Source organism: Achromobacter sp. DH1f (assembly GCF_000633435.1).
GTDB lineage: Bacteria > Pseudomonadota > Gammaproteobacteria > Burkholderiales > Burkholderiaceae_B > Achromobacter > Achromobacter deleyi.
The window spans coordinates 1-486 of the sequence record NZ_AYMF01000094.1 but is presented as its reverse complement, the minus strand read 5'-3'; the positions used below and the strand labels follow the sequence as shown (position 1 = coordinate 486).

The window sequence follows — 486 nt, the reverse complement described above, 5'->3', positions numbered from 1 at the left end:
GGTATAGCCGCCATCGATCAGCCCCGCGTTGGTCAGCATCGCGCTGATGTTCAGTTCGGTGTTGCGCCCCGCGACCAGTTCGCCGGTGGCGCGGTTGGTGAGGGTGTTGGCGGTGATCTTCAGGTCTTGGCCGGCGTGGAGCTTGCCGTCGTTGTCCAGATTGTCGGTGGTCAGTTCCAGGGAATTGCCGGCCGTCACCGCGCCACTGCGGTTGGTCAGGCTGTTGACCGCGAGCTTGGCGTCGGCATCGGACGAGACGTTGCCCGACGTGTTGTCGAGCGTGCCTGTAGCTACGCCCAGATCCTGGCCCGCGCCGATGCGGCCGGCCTGGTTGTCGACTGCGCCTGCGTTCAAGGTGACTTGCTGGCCCATGACGCCCAGGGCGCCTGGCGTAGCCGCGCCCGCACCGGCCAGACCATTGGCGAGGGTGTCGCGGTTGTTCAGGCTGCCGCCCGTCAAGGCCAAGAGGTTGTCGGCCTGGATCAG

The 486-nt window shown here is 66.7% G+C and carries 1 protein-coding gene; it reads right to left on the bottom strand.

What is annotated here, in order from left to right; all coding sequences use genetic code 11:
- Positions 1 to 486: hypothetical protein (locus tag U858_RS34110; RefSeq protein ID WP_042886122.1), on the bottom strand; the 486-nt coding region annotated here is incomplete at both ends.